Consider the following 3,763-nt stretch of genomic DNA (forward strand, 5'->3'; position numbering starts at 1 on the left):
ATTGAGCCAGTGATTTACAAGCGTGGTTCATTTCGCGCGGCGACGGGCCTGATCGAGATCGAGAACACGGCAAATCTGGCTGGCGGGCGCTGCACACCGTTAGCAGTGATGCAGGAGATTTGGGAAAACGCGAAAGAGCGCAAACTCCCGGTGCACCTGGATGGGGCGCGGATCTTTAACGCATCGACGGCGCTGGGCGCCGACGTGAAGACACTGACGCGCGGCTTCGACACGGTCATGTTCTGCCTTTCGAAGGGACTGTGTGCGCCGGTGGGATCGATGCTGGTGGGTTCGGCGGAACTGATGGAACAGGCGCGAATCTATCGCAAGGCGCTGGGTGGCGGCATGCGGCAGGTGGGCATACTGGCAGCGGCAGGGTTGATTGCGTTGGAAAAGATGCCGGCGCGGCTGCATGAGGATCACGCCAATGCGCGGCTGCTGGCGGAAGCGCTGTCGCAATTTGAATGCGTCGACATCGATATCGAGTCGGTTGAGACGAACATTGTGATTTTCAAACTGACCGGAAACATGAGCGCGGCAGATCTGGTGGCGAGGCTCAAGACCCGTGGGGTTTTGATGAGCAGCGTGGGGCCGAAATCGATACGAATGGTCACGCATCACGATGTGAGCCGGGGAGATTGTCTTGCGGCGATTGAAGCGTTGAGCGCCGAGGTGGAAGTTGCGGCGTAGGGCTGAGAGATATTGATTTTCAGGAGAGCGAGGCTTCGGCCTCGCTTTTCTGCCTATCCGGCGATGTGCTGCAACTCCATGTTCGACGTAAGCGCGGAGGCATCCTCTACGATAATCCCGGTCTTCCAAACTGGCTGAACTTCCACGCGATTGCGGCCCAGCAGCTTGGCGCTGTAGAGGGCCTGGTCGGCATGGGAGACGAGAGATTCGAGCGGCAAATCGTGTGCCGAGTTCAATGAGGCGATGCCGATGCTGAGGCTCACCCTGCCGTTCTCCGCTTCGAATGTGTGCGCGCTGAATAAGACACGCAGTTCCTCCGCCAGCATGAATGCCTTCTGCGGGGTGACGTTCAGCAGGAGAAGAGCAAACTCGTCTCCACCGAAGCGGGCACAGTGGCCGCCGGCGACGCTCGATGCAAGGCTTTCCAGCTTTCTGGCCAGCGCGACGAGCACTTTGTCGCCATGCAGATGACCATGGCGGTCGTTGGCCTGCTTGAAATAGTCGATGTCCATTAGCAGAAGCGAGAGACATTCGCCGTCCTCCGCAGCTTGCAGGCGGCTATAGACTCCGGCGAGCGAGCGGCGATTACCGATGCCGGTGAGAGGATCGCGTATGGCGAGGCCTTCGAGTTGCTCGTTGCGGCTCTCGAGAAAAGACTTCTCCTGTTGCGCCTGAGTCTGCAGCAACACGGTGCGCGCCACATAGCAGAGGAGCGACATCGAAATGGTGGTGGCGGCCAGCCCAAATGAAACGCGAAACAAGAAGAGGCCGAGGATCAGGTTGACGAGCGCCAGAAACGAAGGCATCAGGTTGCGTACCGTTATGCTCGGCGTACGGAACGGTGCGCTTTCGAGCTCTTCGGCGGAGTGACTGGTGTAGAGCAGGTAGAGCGCGAAGCCGGCGAGGAGTGCCTCTCCGGGCACGTCCCACAGACTGCAATGTTCGAAATGCAGCCACGTGTAAGAAACCTGGTTCGCCAGGAAAAACGTGATGAATCGAAGACCCAGGAAGCACGACAGCGTGCGCAGAAGGCTCAGTTCGGCGCGCGAGGCCGCTCCGAGGCAGGCGACCATCGCGACAAGAAACAGGAAGAGGGCCATGATCTGGCCGATGAGCAAGTGGGAGACGTTGAAATGATCGCGCGTGACAGGTGAGTAGATGAGATTGAAGCGAATGAGCGTGAACAACAGGGCCTGGAGTATATCCACAATGACAACGGACCGCGCGACGCCGGCAAAAAAGAGCACGGTTGCCAGCATGTACAAAGCCTCGCTGGCATTGAAGCAGGCGGTTTGGAACTGCCTTGCGGGGATGGTATTCAGAAAGCCCTGGGTACTGGAAGGAAAATAGCCGATTGACGCCGCGAGCGCGGCCGCGGAGATGAATGACCAGCGGATGTACAGTGTGCCCTTGGCTGAGCGTGCGCGCGTCCAGAAAGCCGAAGCGCAGCCGAACATTACCAGCGTGAGACAGAGATATCCAATGCCCGCTGCGAACACGGTGTTCGCGGCCGCGACCAGCGTGTGGACGGAGCAGATTACTACCGCAGTGAGCGCGGAGAGAATCAGGACGAAAGGCCGGGGCATGCGTTGCGTCCAGCCCCGGCAGGCGTCGGCAATAGAGGGCGCAACGATTGCGGGTTGAGCGGCGTGCGGTTCGAGAAAATTTCTCATAAGCTGGCGCAATCGAAAGAGAACGGGGAAACAGGGTCAGGGAAAGTAGATTTATTTGTAGAAACCTTATCTTAGTCAGGTGATGCAGACAGTAGCACGAAAGGAGCATTGAAGCTGCACGAAGGCACCTTGTTCAGCCGATGAGTGTTACGCCGGCTGTACCGCCGGTCATCGAAACCACACAGCGTGTCGTTCCGGCTACCTTGCTTGAGCTTGCAATGAATGAGGTTTGAAATCGGCGTAGACGAAGCCATCGCGGTTGACGATTTCTCCGGCATCGAGTGCGATGGGACGCGAGAACATGGGTCCGTCATAGACGCAGGAATGGAACTCGCCGCGTTCGCCGCAGGGGTCGACGGTGGAAGGCAGATCGTGGAGCAGGTCGATGTCGAATTCCCGGCCGGCGAAGGAGGGATCGAGCTGGCGGGGATCTACACAGACAAGCTTTGCGCGGAGGCCGCCGGCAATCATCGTGTGGGCGAGTTCGTGGGTGGGTATGTCCCAGAGCGGAAAGAGCGGCTCGATGCCGGTGGATCGCAGTTGAGTTTCGCGGTAGGCGCGCACATCCCGAAGAAACAGATCGCCGAATGCAATGGCATCTATGCCTTCGCTGATAGCGCGCATGCACGTTTCAGCCATGCGCATTTCGTAGATTTCGTTTGAACATGGCCAGGGCAGCAGGACATCCCAAAGAGGAAGATTTGCAGCAGCTGCCTGTGCTTCAAGAATTGCGCGTCGGGTACCGTGCATGGCGACTCGATCGAATTCGGCGTTGATTGTGGTGAGCAGGCCAACAATCTCAATGTCCGGCTGCTGCTGCAGCAGGTGGAGAGCCCATGCACAGTCTTTACCGCTACTCCAGGAGACGAGAACTCGCTTCATCGGTGCCTGCCTGATTGGGATTATGCGGTGCGACTCACAGATTCTTGCGATAGACGACAAATCCGGATTTCTCTGCGACCTTGTCATACAACTTCATTGCAATTGCATTGGTTTCGTGGGTCAGCCAGTAGACGCGGCTGCTGCCCGCGTCTGCAGCGCGTCGGTAAACTTCTTGAATGAGCGCTCGACCAACGCCTTTGCCGCGGGAGGTCTCGAGCGTGAACAAGTCTTGCAAGTAGCACGTTGGCTGAATGGAAATGGTGCTGCGATGAAAGATAAAGTGCACAAGCCCCAATAATTGACCTGATTGCTCTGCGATCAGGGCGTGCATGGGCTCGTAGGTGTCGAAGAAGCGAGCCCATGTCATTGCTGTGGTCGCTTCAGGCAGTGCCGTCGCATCTTTGCGGCCGTAGAAGGCGTTGTAGCCGTCCCAAAGATGCTTCCATTGATTGAAATCATTTTTTCGGACTGGGCGGATGAGAAGTTCTGGTGACAATGCTTGCTCCGTGTTGGATGTA

General features: G+C 57.7%; 4 protein-coding genes. 1 reads left to right on the top strand and 3 read right to left on the bottom strand.

All coding sequences use genetic code 11. The features are described from left to right. Positions 1–690: threonine aldolase family protein (locus WA354_RS11290; protein WP_472813113.1), on the top strand; the 690-nt coding region annotated here is incomplete at its 5' end. Positions 691–743: 53 nt separating this feature from the next. Here the strand turns inward: WA354_RS11290 and WA354_RS11295 are convergent. The 3 genes from WA354_RS11295 to WA354_RS11305 all read right to left on the bottom strand — a co-directional run. Next, the gene (locus tag WA354_RS11295; RefSeq protein WP_472813114.1) at positions 744–2,363 is read right to left on the bottom strand and encodes a GGDEF domain-containing protein; all 1,620 of its coding nucleotides are present in this window, start codon (positions 2,361–2,363) and stop codon (positions 744–746) included. A gap of 198 nt (positions 2,364–2,561) precedes the next feature. Next, positions 2,562–3,245 (bottom strand): Dph6-related ATP pyrophosphatase, encoded by a 684-nt coding sequence (locus WA354_RS11300; protein WP_472813115.1) that lies wholly within the window; start codon positions 3,243–3,245, stop codon positions 2,562–2,564. 34 nt (positions 3,246–3,279) lie between these two features. After that, positions 3,280–3,763 (bottom strand): GNAT family N-acetyltransferase (locus WA354_RS11305; protein WP_472813116.1); only part of this gene is annotated, 484 nt, incomplete at its 5' end.

This window comes from Occallatibacter sp., assembly GCF_049802275.1.
GTDB lineage: Bacteria > Acidobacteriota > Terriglobia > Terriglobales > Acidobacteriaceae > Telmatobacter.

Bases quoted from the DNA above. Each gene is read 5' to 3' on its own strand.
- WA354_RS11300 (WP_472813115.1), bottom strand. From the start codon at position 3,245: ATGAAGCGAGTTCTCGTCTCCTGGAGTAGCGGTAAAGACTGTGCATGG.
- WA354_RS11295 (WP_472813114.1), bottom strand. From the start codon at position 2,363: ATGAGAAATTTTCTCGAACCGCACGCCGCTCAACCCGCAATCGTTGCG.